The sequence below is a fragment of the Serratia montpellierensis genome (assembly GCF_020858655.1).
Lineage (GTDB): Bacteria > Pseudomonadota > Gammaproteobacteria > Enterobacterales > Enterobacteriaceae > Serratia > Serratia montpellierensis.
In genome coordinates this window covers 326,137-351,848 of the sequence record NZ_VOSN01000005.1, presented here as the reverse complement: position 1 = coordinate 351,848, position 25,712 = coordinate 326,137, and the positions used below count along the sequence as shown (strand labels likewise).

The following is a 25,712-nucleotide window of genomic DNA, read 5'->3' as shown; positions in this document are numbered from 1 at the left end:
GGTCAGTCCAACTATAGGGCAGGATCGTCTACCGGGGTGGGGTCAGTCCAAATGAACGAGTTTTATCAAGTGACGTTCCGCAAAAAGTTATATGGCGATCTTGATACATTACAATCGGATCTTGATGAATGGCTGGCTCACTATAATAATGAGCGAACTCATCAGGGGGAATGTACTGTGGCCGGACATCGATGGAAACATTACTTGATGGAAAACGCATCTGGGCTGAGAGGAATATAAACCAGATGTAATCTGACAGATGCCTTTATAAATAATCGGTAACTGTCAGGTCAGGTCTGAGCTAATACGGCTTAACTCACGATTCACATGTATTATCTCTGCAGTTCGTTCTGTTCTTGGAAATGAAGTTGCTATTAGATCTAAAAATGAGGCTTTCTTGATTAATAAATCAAAAGGTCTTTATGCTAAGATTATTAATGATGGTTCTGGCTGGGTTCTATTAAACCAAGGAGGATAATACGTTGCTAATCGATGTTTGATGCTTACCCTTTAATTTCGATTTACCCTTGCCACATCGCCAACCCTCTACCATAGTTGATCCCAGTTCTTGCACGCCTACTTTCAGGTGATTCTACTACCTGATAAGGAAGTCGCTGCCGGTTTAAACCAATAACCGCAGGTTTAGAGGGATTAACGTGACCCCATTACTACCACATAATGAGATCGCTGCAGTGGTCCGTGCACGTAGTAAAGTGTTCTGGACCTTAGGCATCTTCACCGCTTTTATCAACCTGTTAATGCTGGTGCCTTCCATTTACATGCTCCAGGTTTATGACCGGGTGCTTCCTTCGCGCAATGAAATCACGCTGTTAATGCTGACGCTGATCATGCTGGGTATGTTCGGCATGATGTCTTTGCTGGAATACGTGCGCAGCATGGTGGTGATCCGCATCGGCAGCCAGCTGGATATGCGCCTCAATACGCGTATCTATACGGCGGCTTACGAGGCGAATTTAAAGAACGGCTCTTCCGATGCCGGCCAGATGCTGAGCGATCTGACCAACGTGCGTCAATTCCTGACCGGCAGTGCGCTGTTCGCCTTCTTCGATGCGCCCTGGTTCCCTATTTATCTGCTGGTGATTTTCCTGTTTAACCCTTGGCTGGGGTTGTTCGCACTGGTGGGCTCCTTGCTGTTGATCGCCCTGGCGGTGATCAACGAAGTGGTGTCGAAGAAACCGTTGGCGGATGCCAGCCGGCTTTCAATCATGTCGGGCAATCTGGCCAGCACCAACTTGCGCAATGCCGAAGTGATTGAAGCGTTGGGGATGTTACCCAACCTGAAGGGGCGCTGGTTCAGTTTGCATCAGCGCTTCCTGAACAGCCAACGCATCGCCAGCGAACGGGCATCGCGGGTGACGTCGATCACGAAGTTTGTGCGTCTGTCGCTCCAGTCGCTGGTTTTGGGCCTAGGGGGCTGGCTGGCGATCGATGGGCACATCACGCCGGGCATGATGATCGCCGGTTCCATTTTGATGGGGCGCACTTTGGCACCTATCGAGCAGGTGATCAACGTTTGGAAAAGCTGGAGCTCCGCCAAACTGGCTTACCAGCGCCTGGTGCGTTTGTTGGAGCAGCATCCGCCGCGCGGTACCGCCATGTCGCTGCCGCGCCCGGAAGGGGTGATTTCCGTTGAAGGGGTGACCGCGACGCCGCCCGGCTCGAAGGGGAGCGCGGTGTTGCATAACGTCAGCTTCGCCATTCAGCCGGGAGACGTGCTGGGGATTATCGGGCCAAGCGCCTCCGGCAAGTCGACGTTGGCGCGCCTGCTGGTCGGCATCTGGCCGGTCAGCGAAGGCATCGTGCGGCTGGACAATGCCGACATCTACCAGTGGAACAAGGACGAACTGGGGCCTTACATCGGCTATCTGCCGCAGGATATTGAGCTGTTCGCCGGCAGCATCGCGGAGAACATCGCCCGCTTCAACGAGCTGGACTCGGAGAAAGTGATCGAGGCCGCCAAGTTGGCCGGGGTGCATGAGCTGATTCTGCGCTTCCCCAATGGCTATGATTCGGTTATTGGCAGCGGAGGCGCCGGGCTTTCCGGCGGACAGAAACAGCGTATCGGTTTGGCGCGCGCGCTGTATGGCGATCCCTCTCTTATCGTGCTGGATGAACCCAACTCCAATCTGGACGATGCCGGCGAGCGGGCGTTGAACCAGGCCATTACGTTCCTTAAACAGCGGAATAAGACGGTGATCCTGATTACGCACCGCACCAATCTGCTGGCGATGACCAACAAGCTGTTGCTGCTGGTTAACGGGAACGTCAATGCGTTTGGCCCAACGCAGCAGGTGCTGCAGGCCTTGGCGAATGCGCAAAAAGCGCAGGTGCCTACGCAGGCGGTGCGTGCGGTGAACTCCGAGCCGGATGAAGGCGATGTTCCTAAAACTCAAATTAATTAAGCCGTGAACTGGCCTGGCGGCGCCGTTGCGCCGCCGGCAGTCAAAGGAGTTGGTATGTCTACGCATATTGGCGAGCCGAATGACTCGTACTCAGAACAGATCCCGCTGGATGAGCGCCGTTATACCCGTCTCGGGTGGTTGGCGCTGGGTGTGGGCGTGTTCGGTTTCTTGGCCTGGGCGGCGTTTGCACCTTTGGACAAAGGGGTCGCGTCGCCGGGATCGGTAACCGTTTCCGGCAACCGTAAAACGGTGCAGGCACCGGCCAGCGGCATCATCAAAAATATCGTGGTGAAAGACGGCGACAAGGTGAAAGCCGGCGAAGTCCTGGTGCAGCTGAGCCAGGTGCAGGCACAGGCGCAGGTCGATTCGCTGCGCGATCAGTATTACACCACGCTGGCGACCGAAGGGCGCTTACTGGCTGAACGGGACGGTCTGAGCAAGGTCACTTTTTCCCCTGTTTTCGCTCAGGTTAAGGATCAGCCGCGTGTTGCGGAGATCATTGCGCTGCAGACGCAGCTGTTCGCCTCCCGTCGCCAAGGGCTGCAAAGTGAAATTGACGGTTATAAGCAGTCGATGGACGGGATCCGTTTCCAATTGAAAGGCCTGCAGGACTCACGCGCCAACAAACAGATCCAGCTCTCCAGCCTGCGTGAGCAGATGAACAGCATGAAACAGCTGGCGGCGGACGGTTACCTGCCGCGCAACCGCTATCTGGAAATTCAGCGCCAGTTCGCCGAGGTGAACAGCAGCATCGATGAAACCGTCGGGCGGATTGGCCAACTGCAAAAGCAGCTGCAGGAATCTCAGCAACGCATCGATCAACGCTTCGCCGACTATCAGCGCGAGGTCAGAACGCAGCTGGCGCAAACCCAAATGGACGCCAGCGAGTTCCGCAACAAGCTGCAAATGGCCGATTTCGATCTGGGCAACACCGCCATCACCTCACCGGTGGACGGCACCGTGGTCGGATTGAATATCTTCACTCAGGGGGGCGTCGTGGGAGCGGGTGACCACCTGATGGACGTGGTACCCAGCCAGGCGACATTGGTGGTGGATTCTCGCCTCAAAGTCGACCTGATCGATAAGGTGTACAACGGGTTGCCGGTGGATCTGATGTTTACCGCCTTCAACCAAAACAAAACCCCGAAAATTCCGGGAACGGTCACGCTGGTTTCCGCCGATCGTCTGGTCGACAAAACCAATGGCGAACCTTATTACCAGATGCAGGTCACGGTCTCGCCGGAGGGCATGAAAATGCTCAGTGGCGAGGACATCAAGCCGGGGATGCCGGTGGAGGTGTTCGTGAAAACGGGGTCACGCTCGCTGCTGAGCTATCTGTTTAAACCTATTTTGGATCGCGCTCATACTTCATTAACCGAGGAATAATTTTGATTCATTCAAAACGACAGGCTGCCGGTCTGGTTATCGGCACCCTTTTGTTTGCGATGTCTGCGCCGGTTTATTCGATAGGGATTTTAGACGCATATTCGCTGGCATTAGAAAAGGACCCGACCTTCCGGGCGGCTATAAAAGAAAAAGACGCGGGAGATGAGAACGAAAATATCGGCAGGGCGGGGCTGCTGCCGAAGGTATCGCTGAACTACCAGAATTCGCCGCGCAACTGGCAAACGCAGAAATACCCGCAAAGCGATTTCTTTGGCAACATTACGGAAGCGACGCGGCGTCAGCAGTACCGCAGCTACTCCAGCTCGGTGACGTTGACGCAGCCGCTGTTCGATTATGAGGCCTATGCGCGCTACAAAGGCGGCGTGGCGCAGACGATGATGTCGGATGAACGCTATCGCGGCAAACTGCTCGACCTGGCGGTGAGGGTGATCAGCGCCTATGTCGAAGTGGCCTATTCCAAAGATCAAATCGCCCTGGCCGAGGCGCAAAAAACAGCCTATAAAGAGCAGCTGGCGTTGAACGATCGGCTGATGAGCGCGGGTGAGGGGACGTTGACCGACGTTTCCGAAACGCAGGCGCGCTACAGCCTGGCCGAGGCACAGGTAATAGAGGCGCGCGACGCGCTGGATGCCGCGCAGCGCGAGCTGGAGGTGATCATCGGCGTGCCGTTGAATCAACTGGATGAGCTGCAGGTCTTACGGCCGGGCAAGTTTCAGGTGGCGCCGCTGATCCCGTCGAAGTTCGAAGAGTGGCAAAAGATTGCCCTGGAGAATAACCCGGTGCTGGCCGCCTCGCGCCACGGCGTCGATGCGGCGAAATACGAGGTGGAGAGAAACCGCGCCGGCTTTATGCCGAACGTGCAGCTCTATGCTTCGCATTCGGAGAACGATTCTAGCAGCGACAACACGGTTAACCAGAAATACCGCACCGACAGTATCGGGGTGCAGGTGAGTTTGCCGATTTATTCCGGCGGCGGCGTGGCGGCCTCAACGCGGCAGGCGGCGGCACGTTACGGCCAGGCGATGGCTGAGATGGACACGCAGGTTGGCTCGACGCTGAACGATTTGCGCAAACAGTTCAATCTGTGCATCAGCAGCCGCGCCAAGCTGGCGGCCTACGAGCTGGCGGTGAAGTCGGCGACCACGCAGGTGACGGCGACCCGGCAGAGCGTCTTGGCGGGGCAGCGCGTCAACGTCGATGTGCTCAACGCCGAACAGCAGCTCTATAGCGCCCAGCGGGATCTGGCTTCTGCCAAGTACACCTACATCAAGTCCTGGATTACCCTGCTGAGCGACTCCGGCACGTTGGACGAGAAGGATGTGCTGCGCGTAGCGCAGTATTTCGCCCACAGTCGCTAACAGCATATTCACTATGAGCATTAATCTGAAAGAGCAGCACTGCGCTGCTCTTTTTTGCGTTAATACGTTATGTTATCGGCCGGTGCTTCCTTCAGTATTTATACTTGCCTGGTTTATTTCTATACATAAATTTCTTTTAAGGAACGGTAAGTTAGAGGGATGCATACTTTTCGTAAAATGCAATAATTGGTTAATTAACGTACGAAGTTTAGAATAATGCTGCTGATGTGTGGTGTTATCCTTATCAGAACGATGGCTGAGTAAAGGGTAGATAATGTCCAAACTAATTCCTGTGGTTATGGCCGGCGGTACTGGGAGTCGTCTATGGCCGATGTCGCGAGAATCGTTTCCTAAACAGTTTTTGTCTATTGATGACAGTGGCGTAAGCCTACTGCAACAGACGTTACAGCGTTTGTCAGGCCTGGCAGGCATTGAAGTTGCCGCCCCTCTGGTCATCTGCAACGAGGAACATCGTTTTTTAGTTGCTGAACAATTACGCGAAATTGGACAATTAGCGACCAATATTATTTTAGAGCCCGTAGGGCGTAATACCGCACCGGCAGTGGCGTTAGCCGCTCATCTTGCTGCTGAGGAAGACGAAGACAGTATGCTTCTGGTGTTGGCAGCAGACCATCTGATCACCAAAGTGGATAATTTTCACGCGGCTATCCAGACAGCTATCTCATTTGCAGACAATAATCAACTGGTGACGTTTGGCATTATTCCGGAGCATCCTGAAACAGGCTACGGCTACATTAAGCGTGGCGAGCACCTTTCCGATGCGTGTTTCAAAGTTGATTCGTTCGTTGAAAAGCCGCGTTTGGAGAAAGCGGTCGAATACCTCGCCAGCGGTGATTACAGCTGGAACAGCGGTATGTTTATGTTCAAGACCGCTAAGTTCCTGCAGGAACTGCGGCAGTTCAGTCCTGAAATTTTCAGCACAACGCAGCAGTCTGTGATCAATAGTCAGCGCGACATGAATTTTATCCGGGTTGAGCAAGACATCTTCAAACATTGTCCGAGTGACTCCATCGACTATGCGGTGATGGAAAAGACGCATGATGCGGTGGTTATTCCTATCGATGCGGGTTGGAGCGACGTCGGCTCTTGGTCCTCATTGTGGGAAGTGTCAAAGAAGGATCATTTGGGTAATGTCAACGTGGGTGAAATTATCTCGATCGATTCTAATGACAACTACATTTCCTCTGAGTCTGCGTTGGTGGCGACCATAGGGTTGGAAAACCTTGTTGTGGTTAACACCAGTGATGCTCTACTGATTGCTCATAAAGACAAAGTGCAGGATGTTAAGAAAGTCGTTGATGAGCTTAAAAAGCGAAATCTTCACCATTTCCGCCAGCATTCAGCCTCTTATCGCCCCTGGGGAAAAATCTGCGACATCGACAGCGGCTCGCATTTCCAGGTGAAAAAGATCATTGTTCGCCCAGGTGAAGGTTTGTCAGTACAACGCCATCTCCACCGTGCTGAACATTGGGTGGTCGTGAGCGGGACAGCAAAAGTTAACGTTGATGATAAAGAGTTCTTCTTATCGGAAAATCAGTCCACCTTTATTCCTGCGGGGAGTGTCCATACGTTGGAAAACCCCGGCAAAATCGATTTGGAAATGATTGAGGTCAGATCAGGCCGCTATTTGGAAGAAGATGATATTGAACGCTTACAAGATCGCTATGGCAGAGTTTAAAAAAGGGTTGGGCAATGCAAAAGTTGACGTGTTTTAAGGCGTACGACATCCGGGGGAAATTGGGCGAAGAGCTTAACGATGACATCGCGTACCGTATTGGGCGCGCCTACGGCGAGTTTTTGCAGCCTAAAACTATCGTATTGGGCAGTGACGTGCGGTTGACCAGCGAAAGTTTGAAGCTGGCGTTGGCGAGAGGCTTGCAGGATGCGGGTACCGACGTGATCGACATCGGCTTAACCGGTACCGAAGAAATCTATTTCGCCACGACTTATTTGAAAACGGATGGTGGCGTGGAGGTGACCGCCAGCCATAACCCTATCGATTACAATGGCATGAAGCTGGTGCGCGAAGGATCTCGCCCGATTAGCGGCGATACCGGATTACGGGCTATTCAAGAACTGGCGGAGAACAACCAATTTGATGCACCAGCAGCAACGCGCGGCAGCTATGCCCGCCAGGATGTGTTGGGGGCTTACGTTGAGCATATTCTCTCCTATGTCGATGTAAAAAACTTCAAACCGTTAAAGTTGGTGATCAACTCGGGCAACGGGGCGGCGGGGCATGTGATCGATGCCATTGAAGCAACACTGAAGGCGCAGGGTATCCCGCTGGAGTTTATCAAGGTGCATCACCAGCCGGACGGCACTTTCCCTAACGGTATTCCTAACCCATTGCTGCCTGAGTGTCGTGCGGATACCGCCGATGCGGTGCGTGAGCATGGCGCTGATATGGGCATTGCGTTCGACGGCGATTTCGATCGCTGCTTCCTGTTTGATGAAAAAGGCGATTTCATTGAGGGCTATTATATCGTCGGCCTGCTGGCGGAGGCCTTCTTGCAGAAACAACCGGGCGCGAAGATCATTCACGATCCGCGTCTGAGCTGGAACACCATCGATGTGGTTACCGATGCGGGGGGGGTGCCTGTGATGTCGAAAACCGGCCATGCCTTCATTAAGGAACGCATGCGTGCGGAAGACGCCATTTATGGCGGCGAGATGAGCGCCCACCACTATTTCCGCGATTTTGCTTATTGTGACAGCGGCATGATCCCGTGGTTATTGGTCGCTGAATTGGTCTGTGTGAAAGGACAAACTCTGGGGCAGCTGGTACAGGATCGCATTGCCGCCTATCCGTCTTCCGGTGAGATCAATATTAAACTGGCTCAGCCGGCCGTGTCTATCGAAAGCGTTAAGCAACACTATTTAGCGCATGCCGACGAGGTGGACTATACCGATGGCATCAGCATGACGTTTGCAAACTGGCGTTTCAATCTGCGTTCCTCCAATACGGAACCGGTGGTGCGTCTTAATGTCGAATCGCGTGCTGATGTTGCGCTGATGCAAGAGAAAACTGATGAAATTCTTGCGCTGCTCGCTGCAAAAATTTAACGTTTAGCATATTGAAGAGTCCAGGATGAGGGCGGCTTTTGCCGCTCTCTCTTCATGGTGCGCTCAGAAGGTTGTACGATACATCCATTATCAATGGGGTGTTTTTGGCAAACCAAGGGTGTTGCCGAAGTATAAGGGGTTGATATGGCAATTCTAGTTACCGGTGGTGCCGGTTACATTGGGTCTCACACCGTTTTATCTCTGTTGGAACGTGGCGAAGACGTGGTGGTATTGGACAATTTGTCGAACTCTTCTGCCGAGTCATTAAGCCGCGTGGAAAAGCTTACGGGGAAATCCGCCGTGTTCTATCAGGGGGACGTCCAGGATGCTGAATGCCTGCATCGCATCTTTGGTGCGCATGAGATCACTGCCGTGATCCACTTCGCCGGCCTCAAGGCCGTCGGGGAGTCAACGCGCAAACCTCTCGAATATTATCAGAATAACGTCACCGGCACGCTGGTGCTGTTGGATGCGATGCGCCGTGCCGGCGTACATGATTTCATCTTCAGTTCCTCCGCCACCGTTTATGGGGCCAATTCGCCGGTGCCTTACGTCGAGACGACACCGATCGGCGGCACGACCAGCCCTTATGGTACGTCCAAGCTGATGGTAGAGCAGATCCTGCAAGATTTCGCTAAGGCAGAACCGCAATTTTCGATCATTGCCTTGCGTTACTTTAACCCGGTGGGTGCCCATGAATCGGGTTTGATTGGTGAAGACCCCAACGGTATTCCCAATAACCTACTGCCGTACATCTCTCAGGTGGCGATCGGCAAGCTGGAGAGGCTGGGCATTTTCGGCGGGGATTACCCGACGAACGATGGGACGGGAGAGCGTGATTACATTCATGTCATGGATCTGGCCGAGGGCCATCTGAAAGCGATGGACCATTTGGCGAAGATCAACGGATTTAAAGCTTATAATCTGGGGGCCGGTGTAGGGCATTCGGTGCTGGCGATGGTTCAGGCATTTGAAAAAGCGTCCGGCGTAACGATCCCTTACCAGATACTGCCTCGCCGCGACGGCGATCTGCCTGCTTTCTGGGCGAACGCCGATCTGGCTTATCAGGAGTTGGGCTGGAAAGTTCGTCGGGGTATCGATGACATGATGCGCGACACCTGGAACTGGCAGAAAAAAAATCCGCAAGGGTATAAGTAAGAATACTGATATAAAGTTAAACAATGAAAAGCCCACATTAAGCTGTGGGCTTTTTCGTTGTTATCTGTGGCGAAAGAGGGAAACGTAGCTTTAGTAATTAGCAATCATTCTCAATAACTTGATGTTTTTGTTAGTGTGCTAATTATATTTTCCTTTTGTGGTCCCCTCCAACCCTGCAGGTGCAAAAAGTGCCAAGGGCCAGAAGACTCTTAGGGTTAGTGAGAAAGCGTGCAGGATTTCGCTTTTTTTATTGTTATTCAATGCATTGAGATTTTTCTTGGTGACTGGCGGTTACTGCGTAGACAAATGACGTTTTGTCTATGTGGCGTTAATGTATTAACTTCCCACATGGGTGTATAATTCAGCCCGAAGAAAATAGAGGCCCCTTGGTTGCATAACAGAGGGCGGTGATAACGTTGAGTGTTATCGCGATAATTTTGACATGTTGCATTAATGAAACTGAAGTCGTTGGGAGCCCCCACAGATATGCTGAAAGCTGTCATCCCAGTTGCCGGTCTTGGTACCCGCATGTTACCGGCCACAAAGGCAATTCCTAAGGAAATGCTGCCGGTTGTAGACAAACCTCTTATCCAATACATCGTAAATGAATGCGTTGCTGCTGGTATTAAAGAGATTATTCTTGTCACGCACTCGTCAAAAAATGCGATTGAAAACCACTTTGACACCTCGTTTGAATTGGAAAGCATGCTGGAGTCACGCGTTAAGCGCCAACTGCTGGAAGAGGTTCAGTCTATCTGTCCGAAAGGCGTGACCCTGATGCATGTACGGCAGGGGCAATCTAAAGGATTGGGCCATGCGGTACTCTGTGCCAGACCCCTGATCGGTGATGCGCCTTTTGCCGTATTGCTGCCGGACGTGCTGATGGACGATATTGCCTCTGATCTGACGAAAGATAACCTCGCCTGCATGATTGCCCAATTCGAAGCGCACGGTCGCAGCCAGATCATGGTAGAACCTGTGCCAGAAAAGGACGTGTCCAAATACGGCGTGGTCGATTGTCGCGGTGTGACCGTGGCGCCAGGCCAAAGCGTGCCGATGCATGCGATCGTCGAAAAACCTTCTCAAGAAGAGGCTCCTTCAAATTTGGCCGTCGTTGGCCGCTATGTTTTAGCTGAGGATATCTGGCCGCTGCTGGAAAAAACGCCTTATGGCGCAGGCGGTGAGATCCAGCTTACCGATGCCATCGCCATGCTGATGGAGCAAAAACCGGTTGAGGCTTTCGCCATGGTTGGGCGTTCGCATGACTGTGGCGATAAATTAGGTTACATGAAGGCCTTTGTTGAGTATGGTCTTCGTCATCCAACGCAGGGTGAAGCATTTTCTGAGTGGTTAAAGGGGATGTTGCAGGCTTAAGCGCCTGCTGTACCTGACGAATCCAGCCGATTCCTAAAGTAAAATGGACCGGCTGGATGTAGCTTGAGGGCAGGCTACACGGGCTCACCGAGGTGTGTAGCGAACTGGGGGCAGGAAGTTTTCCCGGTTATGAAGTAAAATCAACAGGTTGTTTTAAGTGTGCTCTGGTTGCCACAACGCCAGGGGCGGTAGCGTGGTTGCGATTAGTTGAGAAACGCATTCTACCCGTCTTGCTACCCAGGCTAGGTTAGACCTGAAGACGTGCGGCCATGTTTCATCTGTCAGGGAATTTCAATCTTAAATCGAGTTTTTATATGAAGTATAGCTTAGGTTATCTTTGGGATTTGGCTTCGGTCATCACAGAGAAAGAATTAAAAGTAAGATATAAAAGCAGCTTCTTTGGCTATTTATGGTCAATTGCTAATCCATTACTCTTTGCTATGATCTACTATTTTATTTTTAAATTGGTCATGCGGGTTCAAATACCAAACTATACCGTTTTTATTATTACAGGTCTGTTCCCTTGGCAGTGGTTTGCCAGTTCAACGACTAACTCTTTATATTCGTTTATTGCTAACGCGCAGATTATCAAAAAAACCGTATTTCCACGCTCGGTCATTCCTTTTAGTAATGTTCTGATGGAGTGCCTGCATTTCCTTTGTACGATTCCGGTTATTATTGTTTTCCTCTATGTTTATGATATGCGTCCATCGATTGATTGGCTGTGGGGAGTCCCACTTATCGGTATTGCGCAGATGATGATGACTTTCGGGATCGCGATGATGCTGTCAACGCTGAACCTTTTCTTCCGCGATCTGGAGCGTTTCATTACGCTGGGTATCATGTTGATGTTTTATTGCACGCCAATTCTGTACTCCGGTGATATGATTCCCCAAGAATATCGCTTTATGGTTGATTACAATCCGTTGGCTAACATGATACTGAGTTGGCGCGATCTGTTTATGAATGGGGTTATTGATTATCAACAAATCGGTATGCTCTACGGATATGCGCTGCTGTTCATTATCGTTGGTGTCAGCATTTTCAATAAGTTGAAGTACAGATTTGCAGAGATATTATAATGAGCGTAGCTATAGAATTTAAAAATGTCACTAAGCGCTATCCATTATACCATCATATTGGATCTGGCATTAAGGAGCTGATTTTTAATCCTCGTCGGGCGCTGAGTTTGCTCAGTGGGCGCAGTTATTTGGCGATCGAGGATATCTGTTTCCAGGTGCAAAAAGGAGAGTCCGTTGCTCTCATTGGCCGAAACGGCGCGGGGAAAAGTACGTCGCTTGGTTTGGTCGCTGGCGTGATGAAACCGTCTTCCGGTTCTGTTCATGTCGTTGGCCGGGTGGCTTCCATGCTGGAATTGGGCGGTGGGTTCCATCCGGAACTGACCGGCAGAGAGAATATCCGATTGAATGCCACGCTGTTGGGCCTTCGTCGTAAAGAATTAAAACAACGCCTGGATAAGATTATCGAGTTCTCCGAGTTGGGGGAATTTATCGATGAACCAATCCGAGTATACTCCAGCGGTATGCTGGCGAAGCTGGGGTTCTCAGTCATTACGCAAGTTGATCCGGATATCCTGATTATTGATGAAGTGTTGGCTGTAGGGGATATTGCGTTTCAACGCAAATGTATAAAAACGATCAACGAATTTAAGAGCAAGGGCGTTACTATTCTTTTTGTTAGCCACAATCTTGAAGATGTCGAGAAAATTTGTGATAAGGTCATTTGGATTGAAAACCATAAAATGAAAGCCATGGGTGATGCTCACTCTATTATCTCTCAGTATAAGACAGCAATGGCCTAAATTTATAAATATGACTACTAGGTAATTCAAATGAAAAGTATTAAGATATACACTTGTCACCATAAACCAAGTGCTTTTCTTGACTCCACGTTGGTTCAGCCCATCCATGTTGGAAAAGCGAATAGTCTCAATGAAATTGGCTGTCCAGGTGACGATACTGGCGATAACATCTCGTTCAAGAATCCATTTTATTGCGAACTGACTGCACATTATTGGGCGTGGAAAAATGCAGAACCGGCTGATTATGTTGGGTTTATGCATTATCGCCGCCATTTTAATTTCTCAAAAGATCAAAACCTCCAAGAAGATAATTGGGGGGTTGTCAACTATGAGAAAATTGACGAAACTTATCATAAACAGTTTGGTCTGAATGATGAGGATATCGCTCAGTGTTTAACTGATGTTGATATTATCTTGCCAAAAAAATGGGATGTCAGTGCGGCAGGTAGCAAAAATAACTATCAGCATTACAAAGTATCTAATTATTTGCATATTGAAGATTACGATGCAGCTTTAAAAATTATTGATGAATTCTATCCAGAGTATAAAGCTGCAGCTGATAAATTTAATAATGCATCGGATGGTTATTATACAAATATGTTCGTGATGAAAAAGGACATGTTTGATGACTACTCCTCTTGGTTGTTTTCTATTTTAGAGAAGCTTGAGTCGAAACTTAGGTTCAAAAACTACAATGCTCAAGAGAAACGGGTGGTTGGGCATATTTCCGAACGCTTACTGAACATTTATGTTGAATATCAAGCTAGTAAACGCAACTTCAAAATAAAAGAATTACAGCGAACCTTCATTCAACAAGAAACTTTTACCGCCACACTGAAACCGGCCTTTGCCGAGAACAATGTGCCGGTAGTCATCTGCTTTGATGATAACTACGCAATTAGTGGCGCAGCATTGATTAACTCTATTATCAAGCATGCCAATCCAGAGCTGAATTATGACGTGGTAGTGTTAGAGAACGGCGTTTCGCTGGCGAGCAAAAAACGCTTCTTCTCGATGGTATCTGAGCATAATAATATTAAGCTTCGCTTCTTTGATGTTAATGCGTTTTCCGAGATAAAAAGCGTCTTTACACGAGCACATTTCAGTGCAGCGACCTATGCACGCCTGTTTATTCCTAAGCTTTTTGCCGAGTTTGACAAAGTTATTTTTATCGACTCGGATACCGTAGTGGAAAGTGATCTCTCCGAATTGCTGGCTGTACCGCTAGGCGATAACCTGGTCGCGGCGGTTAAAGACATCGTGATGGAAGGATTTGTCTTGTTTGGCGCAATGTCGCAGTCCAGCGATGGCGTGATGCCGGCGAAGGAATATCTGTCAACTTCATTGGGAATGACGGATCCGAACGGTTATTTCCAGGCGGGCATCTTAGTGTTTAACATTAAGCAGATGAACCAGGAGAAGACGTTCTCCAGCCTGATGGATGCAATGAAAAGCAAAACCTATTGGTTCCTCGACCAAGACATAATGAATAAAGTCTTCCATGGTCGTGTCCATTATTTGCCACTGGAGTGGAATGTTTATCATGGCAATGGAAATACAGATGATTTCTTCCCGAACTTGCCATTTTCGACCTATATGCGTTTTCTCGATGCGCGCAGCAAGCCTAAAATGATCCATTTCGCAGGTGAGAACAAACCATGGAACACGCGTCATGTGGATTTCTTCGATAATTACCACAAAAATGTCGTAGAAACACCTTGGGCTCTGGAGGCTTATGAGCGTTTGGTTGGTTCGAGCATCTCCTCGCGTACTGTGCCGCAAGTTGTAAGTGCACCGGTCGTGCTGTTTCAAACCAAAGTGAAACGAGCCTTGATGCCCATGGTTAACAAGATGGCACCTAAAGGCACTTCACGTCGCAATTTTATGACTAAGTATTATTACAAAGTTAGACGTGCAATTATTGGATGATTTGATGATGAAAAGTAGAAAAATTTTAATTGTAGGTGCAGGTTTTTCCGGTGCGGTCATCGGGCGGAAATTGGCTGAGCAAGGTCATCAAATTCATATCATCGATCGTCGTACTCATATCGCAGGCAACTGCTACGACGCTCGGGACGAAAAGACAGACGTGATGGTGCATACCTATGGTCCGCATATTTTCCACACAGACAACGAGCAAGTATGGAACTTTGTGAATCAGTACGCCACGATGATGCCATATGTTAACCGTGTAAAAGCGACGGTGAATGGCCAGGTTTTCTCGCTGCCGATTAATCTGCACACCATTAACCAGTTCTTCAAAAAGACCTGCTCGCCAACGGAGGCGAAAGCCTTGATCGCCGAGAAAGGCGATTCCAGTATTACTGACCCGCAATCGTTCGAAGAGCAGGCGCTACGCTTTGTCGGCAAAGAGCTGTATGAAGCCTTCTTCAAAGGCTATACTATCAAGCAGTGGGGAATGTCCCCGGCACAGTTGCCGGCTTCTATTCTCAAACGCCTGCCTATCCGCTTTAATTATGATGATAACTATTTCAATCATAAGTTCCAGGGGATGCCGAAAGACGGGTATACCAAAATGGTGGAAGGTATTTTAGATCACCCGAATATCTCGGTGGCGTTGGATACCCAATTCCAAATGCAGGATCGTGAAGGCTACGATCATGTGTTTTACAGTGGTCCATTGGATGCGTTTTATGATTTCCAGTATGGGCGCCTGGGATACCGCACTCTGGACTTTGAAAAATTCACCGTGGAAGGGGATTATCAAGGTTGCGCGGTGATGAACTATTGTGAACAGTCGGTACCATATACCCGTATCACCGAACATAAGTACTTCTCCCCGTGGGAGCAACACGAAGGGTCGGTTTGTTATAAAGAGTACAGTCGCGCCTGTGAAGAAAACGATATTCCTTATTACCCGATTCGCCAGGTCGGCGAAATGGCGTTGTTGGAGAAGTATGTCGATTTGGCTGAAAAAGAGCATGACATTACTTTCATCGGCCGCTTAGGAACGTATCGCTACCTGGATATGGATGTGACCATCGCCGAAGCGCTGAAAACGGCTGAAACCTACCTGGCAGGCCTGGAACAAGAAAACGCCATGCCGGTATTTACGGTCAGCATCAGATGAAAAGCTCGGCGTTAATTGTTACATTCAATCGCCTGGAAAAATTGAAACAATGTTGGGCGACAACCTCTGCGTTGCCGTTTGAAGAGATTATCATTGTTGATAATGCATCGACCGACGAAACTCAGCCGTGGCTGAATAGCATCGAAGATAGCCGTTTGCACGTCATACGCGCTACGCAAAACGATGGTGGTGCAGGTGGTTTCAGGCTCGGTGCAGAGTATATTGCGAGCAAGATAGATACCGACTGGGTGTTTATGTTCGATGACGATGCCTATCCTGATAGCGCATTGCTGACGCGTTTTTGCGATTTGGCGCAACGGTTCGACTATGCGGCCTACTGTAGTCGGGTACTGGACAAGCAAGGGGCGTTATGCAAAATGAACGTGCCTTTCAGCAAGATGCCAACGTCGCTGTTACAAACATTGGACTACATAACTGAGCCCGGACGTTACACCCCCGCGGAGCATAAACCCGCGGATGTTGTTACTCTCTCATTTGTTGGCGCAATAATACGCAAAGACGTTTTAGCCGCTAACATCGAGTACATCTGGCCAGAGCTTTTTATTTATTATGATGATCTTTACTTCTCTTACAGGTTGAGTCAACAAGGGTATCGGTTCCGATACTCACCGGAGCTGATGTTTCTGCATGATGTACCTGCTAGCCAGGGTGAGATAACGCCGCCCTGGAAAGTGTACTATCTGGTCAGAAACTTGCTCCTTTCAAGGATGCTTTTCGAAAAACATGAAAGACCCTACTCACTCGGAGCTATCGTGTTACGTATTGCTAAATATTTACTTTCTTTTACCTCTCAAGGCAGAAAAGGCGAATATATTAAATACGTAGTGCGCGGTATTGTTGACGGTATATCACGTAAAAATGGTAAACAACATTAGCCGGTAAGAGTTAAATGAAAAAGATTTGTTATTTTATCAACTCAGATTGGTACTTTGAACTGCACTGGGTTGAAAGAGCGCTGGCGGCTCAGGCCGCAGGCTATGAGATCCACGTTGTTAGTCACTTTGTGGGCGACGACATTCAGCAAAAGCTGGCGGATAAGGGTTTTATCTGCCATGACTCATCTGTATCTGAATTGTCTATCAATCCGATTAACTTCTTTGGTTCACTGGCCAAAGTTTGGACGTTACTCAAAAAAATCAACCCTGACGTACTGCATTGCATCACTATCAAACCTTGCTTGATGGGCGGGTTCTTTGCGCGTTTTTACAACAAGCCGATTATTCTCGGCTTTGTCGGGCTTGGGCGCGTCTTTATGGAGGATAAATTGTCAATGAACGTCATTCGTTATCTGACGTTACATTCGTACAATCATATCTTTAAGAACAAAAAATGCTTGCTGGCCTTTGAGCATGAACACGACCGCGATCGACTTCTGGCGCTGACTGAAGCGAAAAAAAGCCAAACGGTTGTGATCGATGGTGCTGGCATTAACCCCGATATTTATCACTACTCGCTAGAAATCAACCGCGAAAAACCGGTCGTCTTGTTCGCCAGCCGTTTGCTGTGGAGCAAAGGATTGGGCGATCTGGTTGAGGTGAAAAAACGGTTGGCGAGTAAAGGTGTGGATTTTGTGCTTAATGTGGCTGGGATTTCGATTGTTGACGATCCAGATGCCATCCCGCTGTCGCAAATAGAAGAATGGCACCAGCAAGGGCTTATTAACTGGCTGGGCCGCTGCAGCGATGTTTACAGTCTGATTGAGGCCTCTAACGTTGTCGCTCTGCCTTCTACGTATTCGGAAGGCATCCCGCGTATTTTGCTTGAAGCGTCCTCGGTTGGGCGTGCTTGCATCGCTTACGACGTGGGCGGGTGCCAAAGTCTGATTATTGATGAATATACCGGCAGCTTGGTTGAGATGCGCAATATCGAAGTCTTGGCAGAGAAGTTGGAACAGCTGCTCACCAGCCCTACCAAGCGTGTCGAGATGGGGGTGCGCAGCCGAGAGCGCATCGAAAGCAAATTCGCCTCATCATTAGTTATCGATGACACGTTGAAACTCTATCAACGCGCCATTGCTAATGGAACGTATTGATTTTTAGGGGGTTATTTTGACTTTCTTCGCGAAACTATGGACGAGAAAATGTGAAAAGGACGTTCCGGTTCCGCCAGTGAAAGTATTCTATTTAGTGTCTGCTGCAGGTATGCCTAATTTTGGCGATGATATGCTGACGCGATTTTGGGTCACTGAATTGCAACGGCGGTTCCCGGGCTGCACCATTTATCTGGATGCAGTTGACGCCGTCGTTGCTTCACGGTTATTTCCCGGAGTGCGATGCGTGGATTATCTGTGGCGATTGGTTCAAGCACTGGGCAATGATGGCTCTTTGGAAGAAAAGCTTGCCGATCCTTACACGCTACCGTTTCGTGAGCGTTTGATGTCCAAGGCATTTATCTCCGCCGAAAGTATTCATCTACTGGGTGGGGGATACATCAATGAGCTCTGGGGCGCCAACTCGCGGCTAATTGAAGTGGTTGCCTCTTTTGCCCAAAAATACCAGCTCGCTTGTTATGCTACAGGGCTGGGATTGCAGCCGCTCTCTTCTGAAAAGGCCGAGCAACTAGCACCTTATATTCGCCAGTTTGACCAGTTTGATGTCCGGGATCAGGCGAGTTACGACGTTTTAGCGCCGTTTGAACTGCCACCGCTCGGTTTTACAGGAGACGATTATTTTGCTTTTTCGTCTTATCCTGTAGGATACATTGCTGAGAATGAGCAGTTCACTTTACACCTGTGCATTCATACCGAGTTATCGGAAGATGATGTTCTCACTGAGAGTTTATTGGGGTTGTTGGGGCAAACAACAGCGCTATTCCTGGAAAAGCATCCGAACGCGATAATCAAGTTTTATGAGTTTCGCCCTGGCTCAGATGGTGTTTTCTTCCGTCAAATCCTCGAGTTTTTCCCCCAGGCTGAGTTTGTGTCATTTGAGCAGGTTTGGCATGATGGCTTGAAATTTGCACCACATGATTTTTGTATCAGCTCGCGTTTCCATTTTCAGGTTATCGCAGCCAGCCTTGGCATTCCAGGGGTCGCGCTTTCGTGGTCCGATTACTACGACAACAAGTTCTCCAGTCTGCAACGCATGTCAGACTGGCCAATGATTCGACCGGATATCAACCAGGAAGAGTTACGGGCTATCTTATTGTCATTTTCGCGTGGCGACCGCCAACAGGGTCTGGAACAAATTCAACAGGCTAAGCAGCTGTTATTGGCGCAGCTGTACAATTTTTAACGCTTTGTAATCTGTTGCAAAGCCTATCGCACCAATCACTACCCACCCGGCTCAATCCTGAGTTAACATGTGTGCCACATCACAAAACCTGCTGGCCGACGTTGCTGGCAGGGTCATCCTCAGACAGGAGTTCCTAAATGTCCAAGCAACAAATCGGCGTTGTCGGCATGGCGGTAATGGGCCGCAACCTCGCGCTGAACATCGAGAGCCGTGGTTACACCGTTTCCATTTTCAATCGTTCTGGCGACAAAACTGACGAAGTGATCGCTGAGAACCCGGGCAAGAATCTGGCGCCGTATTACACCGTTGAAGAGTTTGTCGAATCGCTGGAAAAACCGCGCCGCATCCTGCTGATGGTGAAAGCGGGCGAAGCAACGGATAAAACCATTGCCTCGTTGACTCCGCACCTGGACAAGGGCGATATTCTGATCGACGGTGGCAACACCTACTATCAGGACACCATTCGTCGTAATCGTGAACTGTCCGACCAGGGCTTCAACTTCATCGGCACTGGCGTTTCCGGCGGTGAAGAGGGCGCGCTTAAAGGGCCTTCCATCATGCCTGGTGGCCAGAAAGAAGCTTACGAGCTGGTGGCGCCAATCTTGGAGAAAATCGCTGCGGTTGCGGAAGGCGAGCCTTGCGTGACCTATATCGGTGCTGACGGTGCCGGCCACTATGTGAAGATGGTGCACAACGGCATCGAATACGGCGACATGCAGCTGATTGCCGAAGCCTATTCTCTGCTGAAGCAGGCGCTGAACCTGAGCAACGAGCAGTTGGCCGAAACCTTCGCCGAGTGGAACAAGGGCGAACTGAACAGCTACCTGATCGACATCACCAAAGATATCTTCACCAAGAAAGACGAAGAGGGTAAATACCTGGTCGATGTGATCCTGGACGAAGCCGCCAACAAAGGCACCGGCAAGTGGACCAGCCAGAGCTCGCTGGATCTGGGCGAACCGCTGTCGCTGATCACCGAGTCGGTGTTCGCACGCTACCTGTCCTCGCTGAAAGACCAGCGCGTTGCCGCGTCTAAAGTGCTGACCGGCCCGAAAGTGGCGCCGTTCACCGGCGACAAAGCTGAGTTCATCGAGAAAGTGCGTCGCGCGCTGTATTTGGGCAAGATCGTGTCATACGCGCAGGGCTTCTCTCAGCTGAAAGCCGCGTCTAAAGAAAACAACTGGGATCTGCACTATGGCGAAATCGCCAAGATCTTCCGCGCCGGCTGCATCATCCGCGCCCAGTTCCTGCAGAAGATCACCGACGCTTACGCGGCGGATGCCGATATCGCCAACCTGCTGTTGGCGCCATACTTCAAGCAAATCGCCGACGAGTACCAGCAGGCGCTGCGTGACGTGGTGGCTTACGCCGTGCAGAACGGTATTCCTACGCCGACCTTCTCTGCTGCGATCGCCTACTACGACAGCTACCGCTCCGCGGTGCTGCCGGCGAACCTGATCCAGGCGCAGCGCGACTACTTCGGTGCGCACACCTATAAACGTATCGACAAGGAAGGCGTGTTCCATACCGAATGGATGGAATAAATTCATTACACTAAATAGCCGGACTATGTCCGGCTTTACTGTCATAAGTTTTGATTTCTGATTTCTATATTTTTCAGAAAATAAAAAATTATTATAGTAGTTAATATAAGTCAATATTGATTCATTTGCCTGAATAGTATTCATAGAGGAAATATGAAAGGCTCAGTTGCTATTATTTTGAGACACCACGAGACTAGGAAGCGCTTGCTTTTACGAGCCCTTGAGTCCGTGAAGAATCAATCATATAAAAAATATGAAGTTTTTGTCATGATGAGTAAATTTAACATATCGTCTGACATTGAGGACTTGGTTTTAATTTCTGGGTGTGACAATGTTAATGTTGTAGCCTCCCAGGATGAACTTATTAATAAACTACACAGCATCCAATTTGAGTATGTATGTTTTCTTGACGATGATGATACTTGGGCTCCTGAATATTTAACACGCTGCCTTTCTATTTTTGAAAAAAGTAAAGATAAATACCCATCCATTGGTGCTGTGGCATGCCATGTAAATAGGGTTTCTGAAATAGCTGAAGGCAATAGAATAAAAATAGATAAAACAGAGCCGTGGAATCATTATTTTTCTGCGGGGCCAGTTTGCATCGATGCATTGTATTATAGGAACAGTATTCCTATATCATCATGCATCTTTGAATATAGTGCATTTATGCATGATGTTAAGTCCTATAATATTCTAGAGCCGGCATTTTTCTGGGTGTTCTTAATATCATTTATGAGCAGAAATGATGTTTGGTTCATTCCTGAATCGTTATCTTTCTATCACTTTCGTAGGGAAGATGATTTCAATCTGGGTAACTATAGTATTATTCATGCAGAAGACTATGCTTTTTCATCTAAAATTATTCTAAATAGCATGGCTAGAAATGCTTCCGATGACTACACATGTCGGTTTATTTCTAGTTTCATCTTTAATGAGGCTATTTTTCATCGAGTAACCTCGATTGATAACAAAATTTCACGCCTCGTAGATCAATAAATGATTCCTGCTCAGTAGAGGGAACTATGAATTTTAATAATTACGATTTTGTTAGTTTCGACATTTTTGATACGCTTTTAAGTCGAAAAATTGCACGGCCTAAGGATTTGTTTTCGCTGATTCAGGCTAATTTGTCGTATGATAATAAATATGTTGCATGGCCTGAACTAGTCGATAATTTTTCTGTTATCCGAGAAAAAGCAGAGGAAAAAGCTAGAAAAAATAAGGTTGAACTGTACGGCGGTGAGCCTGAGATTTTGATTTCGGATATCTATGATCAAGTAAGAGAGAGGGTTCCCGCATTACCCAGTAATATAATTGACATATTGATTGCTTTAGAAATAGAGATGGAGAAAGCCGTCCTTTTTAAAAGTTCTGCTGCGGAAACCATTTTTGATCAAGCTAGGGCAGCAGGGTGTAAGATTATCGTCATAAGCGATATGTATTTACCATCTAAAGTGTTGCGCGAACTGCTGGAAAACTCTGGTTATAAAGATCTTGATGATGTGGCTATTTTCTCATCAGGCGAGGAGGGCGTATCTAAACACTCGGGGAAATTATACCCTAGGGTTAGAGAAAAACTTGGGCTAACAGGAAAACGTTGGTTGCATATTGGTGATAATAAGCATTCTGATATTGAAATGGCGAAGTGTCATTCGATTGATGGATTACATGCTGATTGGTCACAATATGATGGTGGTGTTTCGCGGCATTGGCAGATTAAGGATGTTATCGGCGAGTCTATTAATCTCTCTGTAACGAATATCCAAGCAAAGCAATTTTTCGCTGATGACCCGCTTACTGAGATTGGTTTCAAAATTTTTGGCCCATTGATGTTGGGCTATACATCTTGGATCTACGCTACGGCAAAAAAACTAAATGTTGAAAAACTCTTGTTTTTAGCTCGTGATGCACATTTAATTCGCGATATTTTCCTGAATTTCTACAATAAAGATCGTCAATTTGACTATCAATATGTTTATCTTTCCCGTGCCTCGACTTACAAAATGGGAATGACTGACTGGCCCATGCATCGTATTTGGCATCTTTTTGGGGGTAAGAATAGGAAAAGTATAAAAAGCATTCTTTCTGTTATTGGATTAAATGCTGAAAACCATCTTTCTGATATTCACGATGTTGGTTTCCCAGACGAAAATTATGTTCCGAGTCATCGCGAGCGCGATAGAGTTCACTGGCTGATTAATAAGTTGTTCACGCATGCATTATTGCAAAATAAGAAGTGTCGAGATGAATTCTCAGATTACTTCAGAGAAGCAGTGGGTGACTATAAGTCAGTTGCGTTAGTTGATATTGGTTGGATGGGCAACATTCAATCTGTATTTAGTCGTGCTCTAGGTGACGTATGGGCAGATAAGAAAATAAGTGGGCTATATCTAGCGACTTTTGAAGGGGCTAAGGATAACAAATCATATTATAATGATATGAAAGGTTGGTTGACCAATTATGGCGAACCAAGAAGTCATCATGACTTGATTCTCTCTGGTGGGGTAGAACTGTTGGAGTTTGCTATGGCAGACAACACGGGTTCGACTAAGGGTTATGAGAAAATTAATGGTAAAACGCAGCCTGTAAAAGAAATTGTCGGTGACGAAGAATTGGAATACCTAAAAAAGGCGCAGCTTTTACAAAAGGGTATTTTGTCCTTCTTTGAATATGTCTCTTCCATTCTTGCGGTCGTACCGGCAGAGGCTATGAGCAGTCGTTTGTTGTCTGAACCTTTCTTTACGCTTGTTTCTGAACCAAGCAGTCACCAGTTGGACGTCTTAGTTGGTATCACTCACTCTGAGGCTGCAGGGGCTAATAGTGGGCGTATTGCTTTGGCGAAAAAGTTAAATCTGAAAGATCGTTTGCTTCAGGGAAATAAGTATTACGAAATGTTTGAACAGAGCTATTGGAAAGAAGGTTATCGGCGCATAAATAGGAAGAAATTCTGGAAGAAATACATCTAATCATATTAATTTAGGGTTCAATTTGCCGGCAATAAATGTCAAGTCATGATATTTATTGCCGGTTTTTTTATGGCCAAAAATGTTAAGTGAGTGATGTTATGGCATTATATCGCGATTTTATTTCCTATGCCGCTCGCGCAGCCGGCCAATCACCGCGCTCAGATCCAGATCCTGGTCCTGCAGCAGCACCAGCAGGTGATAGATCAGGTCCGAAGCTTCGTTGGTCAGCTCTTCGCGATCGTTGACCGTGGCGGCCAGCGCGGTTTCCACGCCTTCTTCCCCGACCTTCTGCGCGATGCGCTTGGTGCCGCTGGCGTACAGGCTGGCGGTGTACGAGCTGTCCGGGCTGGCGTGCTTGCGCTCCGCCAACAGCTGCTCCAACTGATAGAGGAACGTCCAGTCGCTGGCAGCCGGGTGGAAGCAGCTGCTGTTGCCCAGGTGGCAGGTCGGGCCGATCGGAGTGGCCAATACCAGCAGCGTGTCGTTATCGCAGTCCGGCGTAATGCTGACCACCTTGAGGAAGTGGCCGGAACTTTCACCCTTGGTCCACAGGCGCTGCTTGGTGCGCGAGAAGAAGGTGACGTTACCGCTCTGCTCGGTGGTCGCCAGCGCTTTCGGTGTCATGTAACCCAGCATCAGCACTTCGCCGGAAACGGCGTGCTGCACGATAGCCGGCATCAGGCCGTCGGTTTTTTCCCAGTCCAGCTGGTTTCTCTGTTGTTCTGTCAGCACACGCGAATCTCCACGCCTTGTTCAACCAGGAACCTTTTCAGTTCGCCGATATTGATGATTTGTTTGTGGAACACCGATGCCGCCAGCGCGCCGTCGACGTCCGTATCGCGGAACGCTTCCAGGAAGTGCTCCATGGTGCCCGCGCCGCCGGAGGCGATCAGCGGCACCTTGCAGGCCTCGCGCACCAGGCGCAGCTGCTGCAGATCGTAACCGTTGCGCACGCCGTCCTGGTTCATCATGTTCAGCACGATCTCACCGGCGCCGCGGCGCTGCACTTCCTGTACCCAGTCGAGGGTTTCCCACTGGGTGATGCGGGTGCGGCTCTCGTCACCGGTATATTGGTTGACGTGATACTTGCCGGTTTCACTGTCGAACCAGGTATCGATGCCCACCACGATGCACTGCACGCCGAAGCGTTCCGCCAGGCGGCTAATCAACTCAGGATCGGCCAGCGCCGGCGAGTTGATCGAAATCTTGTCGGCGCCGAAAGACAGGATCTGGCTGGCGTCTTCGGCGCTTTTAATGCCGCCGGCGACGCAGAACGGAATATCAATCACCTCCGCCACGCGCGATACCCAGCTTTTGTCCACCACCCGGCCGTCGCTCGAGGCGGTGATATCGTAAAACACCAGCTCGTCCGCACCTTCTTGCGCATAGCGCTGCGCCAGCGGCACGATGTCGCCGATGATTTCGTGGTTGCGGAACTGCACGCCTTTCACCACTTGCCCGTCTTTAACATCCAGGCACGGGATTATCCGTTTTGCCAGCATGCGATCGCCTCCTCAACGCTAAATTTACCTTCCAGCAGGGCGCGCCCCACGATCACGCCAGCAACGCCGCTGCCGCGCAGCTGGGCGATGTCGTCCAGATTGCCGATGCCGCCCGAGGCCTGGAAGGCCACCTGCGGATAGCGGCGGCTGATCGCCTGATACAGCGCCACGTTGGACCCGGCCAGCGTACCGTCGCGCGAAATGTCGGTGCACAGCACGTGCTTGAGCCCATAGGGCAGGAACTGCTCCACCACCTGTTCCAGCGTGGCGTCGGACTCTTCCTGCCAGCCGCTGATGGCCACGCGTTTCACGCCCTGCGCGTCGATGCGCACGTCCAGCGCCAGCACCAGCGCGTCGGCGCCGTAGCGCTCGAACCAACTCTGCACCAACTGCGGCTGTTTCACCGCGGTGGAGCCGATCACCACGCGCGTGGCGCCGGCCTCCAGCAGGGCGCTGACGTCTTGCTCGTTGCGGATGCCGCCGCCGACCTGCACCGGCACGTCAACCCCCGCCAGCAGCTTGCGCAGCAGCGGGATCTGGCGCGCCGTCGGATCCTTGGCGCCGGTCAAATCGACCAGGTGCAGCACCTGTGCGCCCTGTTGTTGATAGTCCTGCAGGCGCAACAGCGGATCGTTGCCGTAGTCGCGCTGCTGGCCGTAATCGCCCTGATGCAAACGCACCACGTTGCCGTCGATCAAATCCAAAGCCGGAATAATCATGCTG

The 25,712-nt window shown here is 49.5% G+C and carries 20 protein-coding genes and 1 pseudogene; 18 read left to right on the top strand and 3 right to left on the bottom strand.

Features of this window, described 5'->3' with window-relative positions; all coding sequences use genetic code 11:
* Positions 1 to 51 precede the first annotated feature (51 nt).
* The 18 genes and pseudogenes from FUU19_RS07020 to FUU19_RS06935 all read left to right on the top strand — a co-directional run.
* A pseudogene (locus FUU19_RS07020) lies at positions 52 to 251 on the top strand (IS481 family transposase); the annotation flags it as partial.
* A 405-nt stretch (positions 252 to 656) separates the two neighbouring features.
* Positions 657 to 2,423, top strand: a complete 1,767-nt coding sequence (locus FUU19_RS07015) for a type I secretion system permease/ATPase (protein WP_230490250.1) — start codon at positions 657 to 659, stop codon at positions 2,421 to 2,423.
* Between the two features lie 54 nt (positions 2,424 to 2,477).
* Positions 2,478 to 3,809: an HlyD family type I secretion periplasmic adaptor subunit gene (locus FUU19_RS07010; RefSeq protein ID WP_038881050.1), complete on the top strand. Its 1,332-nt coding sequence runs from the start codon at positions 2,478 to 2,480 to the stop codon at positions 3,807 to 3,809.
* 2 nt (positions 3,810 to 3,811) lie between these two features.
* Positions 3,812 to 5,188, top strand: coding sequence for a TolC family outer membrane protein (locus FUU19_RS07005; RefSeq protein ID WP_230490251.1), 1,377 nt, complete (start codon positions 3,812 to 3,814; stop codon positions 5,186 to 5,188).
* A gap of 274 nt (positions 5,189 to 5,462) precedes the next feature.
* Complete coding sequence (locus FUU19_RS07000) at positions 5,463 to 6,887, top strand: mannose-1-phosphate guanylyltransferase/mannose-6-phosphate isomerase (RefSeq protein ID WP_202669213.1); 1,425 nt, start codon at positions 5,463 to 5,465, stop codon at positions 6,885 to 6,887.
* Positions 6,888 to 6,901: 14 nt separating this feature from the next.
* Positions 6,902 to 8,275 carry a phosphomannomutase CpsG gene (cpsG, locus tag FUU19_RS06995; protein ID WP_202669214.1) on the top strand — a complete coding sequence of 458 codons (1,374 nt, stop codon included), beginning with the start codon at positions 6,902 to 6,904 and terminating at the stop codon, positions 8,273 to 8,275.
* A gap of 144 nt (positions 8,276 to 8,419) precedes the next feature.
* Positions 8,420 to 9,433, top strand: a complete 1,014-nt coding sequence (gene galE / locus FUU19_RS06990; protein ID WP_230490252.1) for a UDP-glucose 4-epimerase GalE — start codon at positions 8,420 to 8,422, stop codon at positions 9,431 to 9,433.
* Positions 9,434 to 9,919: 486 nt separating this feature from the next.
* Positions 9,920 to 10,807 carry a UTP--glucose-1-phosphate uridylyltransferase GalU gene (gene galU, locus FUU19_RS06985; protein ID WP_197780002.1) on the top strand — a complete coding sequence of 296 codons (888 nt, stop codon included), beginning with the start codon at positions 9,920 to 9,922 and terminating at the stop codon, positions 10,805 to 10,807.
* A gap of 314 nt (positions 10,808 to 11,121) precedes the next feature.
* On the top strand, positions 11,122 to 11,889 hold the full coding sequence (locus FUU19_RS06980) for an ABC transporter permease (protein WP_197780001.1): 768 nt from the start codon (positions 11,122 to 11,124) through the stop codon (positions 11,887 to 11,889).
* The gene (locus FUU19_RS06975) at positions 11,889 to 12,629 is read left to right on the top strand and encodes an ABC transporter ATP-binding protein (protein ID WP_033640864.1); all 741 of its coding nucleotides are present in this window, start codon (positions 11,889 to 11,891) and stop codon (positions 12,627 to 12,629) included. The genes FUU19_RS06980 and FUU19_RS06975 overlap by 1 nt, the downstream gene beginning before the upstream one ends.
* Before the next feature lie 30 nt (positions 12,630 to 12,659).
* Entirely contained in the window at positions 12,660 to 14,558 is a 1,899-nt protein-coding gene (locus FUU19_RS06970; protein WP_202669216.1) for a DUF4422 domain-containing protein, read from the top strand.
* A gap of 7 nt (positions 14,559 to 14,565) precedes the next feature.
* Positions 14,566 to 15,720, top strand: coding sequence for a UDP-galactopyranose mutase (gene glf, locus FUU19_RS06965; RefSeq protein WP_033640862.1), 1,155 nt, complete (start codon positions 14,566 to 14,568; stop codon positions 15,718 to 15,720).
* Complete coding sequence (locus FUU19_RS06960) at positions 15,717 to 16,616, top strand: glycosyltransferase (RefSeq protein WP_230490253.1); 900 nt, start codon at positions 15,717 to 15,719, stop codon at positions 16,614 to 16,616. Before glf ends, FUU19_RS06960 begins: the two co-directional genes overlap by 4 nt.
* A 14-nt stretch (positions 16,617 to 16,630) precedes the next feature.
* A complete protein-coding gene (locus tag FUU19_RS06955; protein ID WP_033640860.1) occupies positions 16,631 to 17,773 on the top strand; it encodes a glycosyltransferase family 4 protein in 1,143 nt (380 codons plus the stop codon).
* 76 nt (positions 17,774 to 17,849) lie between these two features.
* Positions 17,850 to 18,974 carry a polysaccharide pyruvyl transferase family protein gene (locus FUU19_RS06950; RefSeq protein WP_230490254.1) on the top strand — a complete coding sequence of 375 codons (1,125 nt, stop codon included), beginning with the start codon at positions 17,850 to 17,852 and terminating at the stop codon, positions 18,972 to 18,974.
* 137 nt (positions 18,975 to 19,111) lie between these two features.
* Entirely contained in the window at positions 19,112 to 20,518 is a 1,407-nt protein-coding gene (gene gndA / locus FUU19_RS06945) for an NADP-dependent phosphogluconate dehydrogenase (RefSeq protein ID WP_004938815.1), read from the top strand.
* Positions 20,519 to 20,671: 153 nt separating this feature from the next.
* Complete coding sequence (locus FUU19_RS06940) at positions 20,672 to 21,517, top strand: glycosyltransferase family 2 protein (protein ID WP_072009678.1); 846 nt, start codon at positions 20,672 to 20,674, stop codon at positions 21,515 to 21,517.
* 26 nt (positions 21,518 to 21,543) lie between these two features.
* Positions 21,544 to 23,487 (top strand): HAD-IA family hydrolase, encoded by a 1,944-nt coding sequence (locus FUU19_RS06935; protein ID WP_230490255.1) that lies wholly within the window; start codon positions 21,544 to 21,546, stop codon positions 23,485 to 23,487.
* 117 nt (positions 23,488 to 23,604) lie between these two features.
* Here the strand turns inward: FUU19_RS06935 and hisIE are convergent, their stop codons facing one another.
* Genes hisIE through hisA form a run of 3 tightly spaced genes read right to left on the bottom strand, consistent with a single transcriptional unit; the run spans position 23,605 to position 25,708 of the window.
* Positions 23,605 to 24,219 (bottom strand): bifunctional phosphoribosyl-AMP cyclohydrolase/phosphoribosyl-ATP diphosphatase HisIE, encoded by a 615-nt coding sequence (hisIE, locus tag FUU19_RS06930; RefSeq protein ID WP_230490256.1) that lies wholly within the window; start codon positions 24,217 to 24,219, stop codon positions 23,605 to 23,607.
* Positions 24,213 to 24,989: an imidazole glycerol phosphate synthase subunit HisF gene (hisF, locus tag FUU19_RS06925; protein WP_230490257.1), complete on the bottom strand. Its 777-nt coding sequence runs from the start codon at positions 24,987 to 24,989 to the stop codon at positions 24,213 to 24,215. Before hisF ends, hisIE begins: the two co-directional genes overlap by 7 nt.
* Positions 24,971 to 25,708, bottom strand: a complete 738-nt coding sequence (gene hisA, locus FUU19_RS06920; protein WP_197828533.1) for a 1-(5-phosphoribosyl)-5-[(5-phosphoribosylamino)methylideneamino]imidazole-4-carboxamide isomerase — start codon at positions 25,706 to 25,708, stop codon at positions 24,971 to 24,973. The genes hisF and hisA overlap by 19 nt, the downstream gene beginning before the upstream one ends.
* Positions 25,709 to 25,712: the final 4 nt, after the last annotated feature.

Coding starts and splice junctions, on each gene's coding strand:
- FUU19_RS07010 (WP_038881050.1), top strand. CDS start 2,478: ATGTCTACGCATATTGGCGAGCCGAATGACTCGTACTCAGAACAGATC.
- FUU19_RS07000 (WP_202669213.1), top strand. CDS start 5,463: ATGTCCAAACTAATTCCTGTGGTTATGGCCGGCGGTACTGGGAGTCGT.
- cpsG (WP_202669214.1), top strand. CDS start 6,902: ATGCAAAAGTTGACGTGTTTTAAGGCGTACGACATCCGGGGGAAATTG.
- galE (WP_230490252.1), top strand. CDS start 8,420: ATGGCAATTCTAGTTACCGGTGGTGCCGGTTACATTGGGTCTCACACC.
- galU (WP_197780002.1), top strand. CDS start 9,920: ATGCTGAAAGCTGTCATCCCAGTTGCCGGTCTTGGTACCCGCATGTTA.
- FUU19_RS06980 (WP_197780001.1), top strand. CDS start 11,122: ATGAAGTATAGCTTAGGTTATCTTTGGGATTTGGCTTCGGTCATCACA.
- FUU19_RS06975 (WP_033640864.1), top strand. CDS start 11,889: ATGAGCGTAGCTATAGAATTTAAAAATGTCACTAAGCGCTATCCATTA.
- FUU19_RS06970 (WP_202669216.1), top strand. CDS start 12,660: ATGAAAAGTATTAAGATATACACTTGTCACCATAAACCAAGTGCTTTT.
- glf (WP_033640862.1), top strand. CDS start 14,566: ATGAAAAGTAGAAAAATTTTAATTGTAGGTGCAGGTTTTTCCGGTGCG.
- FUU19_RS06960 (WP_230490253.1), top strand. CDS start 15,717: ATGAAAAGCTCGGCGTTAATTGTTACATTCAATCGCCTGGAAAAATTG.
- FUU19_RS06955 (WP_033640860.1), top strand. CDS start 16,631: ATGAAAAAGATTTGTTATTTTATCAACTCAGATTGGTACTTTGAACTG.
- gndA (WP_004938815.1), top strand. CDS start 19,112: ATGTCCAAGCAACAAATCGGCGTTGTCGGCATGGCGGTAATGGGCCGC.
- FUU19_RS06940 (WP_072009678.1), top strand. CDS start 20,672: ATGAAAGGCTCAGTTGCTATTATTTTGAGACACCACGAGACTAGGAAG.
- FUU19_RS06935 (WP_230490255.1), top strand. CDS start 21,544: ATGAATTTTAATAATTACGATTTTGTTAGTTTCGACATTTTTGATACG.
- hisF (WP_230490257.1), bottom strand. CDS start 24,989: ATGCTGGCAAAACGGATAATCCCGTGCCTGGATGTTAAAGACGGGCAA.
- hisA (WP_197828533.1), bottom strand. CDS start 25,708: ATGATTATTCCGGCTTTGGATTTGATCGACGGCAACGTGGTGCGTTTG.